General features: G+C 68.6%; 1 protein-coding gene and 1 pseudogene. Both read right to left on the reverse strand.

Annotated features, from left to right (window positions below; all coding sequences use genetic code 11):
* A pseudogene (locus tag JCM25156_RS31875) lies at positions 1-118 on the reverse strand (cell division protein FtsX); the annotation flags it as partial.
* Positions 118-555 (reverse strand): cell division ATP-binding protein FtsE (locus JCM25156_RS19925; RefSeq protein ID WP_025814535.1); only part of this gene is annotated, 438 nt, incomplete at its 5' end. The pseudogene JCM25156_RS31875 and the gene JCM25156_RS19925, both read right to left, overlap by 1 nt.

The raw sequence follows: 555 nt of genomic DNA on the forward strand, positions 1-555 counted from the left end.
TGCCGCCCGCCAGCGCAAGCGCGGCCAGAAAGGACATGGCCGCCACGAGAAAGGGCAGGAAGCGCCCCGGCAGCGCCTGATGCAGGGCCAGCCCGTCATGGTAGCGCCTGCGCGCCATCAGCGGTACTCCTGCACCAGATGGCCGTGCGCCAGTTCAATGGCGGGGGCGGGATAGCGGCGCACGATCGCGTCGTTATGGGTGGCGACGACAATGGTGGTGCCCAGTTCGGCCAGCCGGTGGAACATCATGAGCAGGCGCGCGGCCTGGCGTTCATCAAGCGCGTTGGTCGGTTCATCGGCCAGCAGCAGGGCCGGGCGGTAGATCACGGCGCGCGCGATCGCGACACGCTGCTGCTCCCCGCCAGAAAGCTGCGGCGGCAGCGCGTCCAGCCGGTTTTCCAGCCCCACCCATTTCATGATGGCATGGACCTCGTGGCTGATCTCGGCTTCCGCGCGGTGTTGCAGCCGCAGGGGCAGGGCCACGTTGTCGAACACGTTCAGGTCGGGCAGCAGCCGGAAGTCCTGATGCACGCTGCCGATGCGCCTGCGCAGGCG

The sequence above is a fragment of the Komagataeibacter kakiaceti JCM 25156 genome, assembly GCF_000613305.1.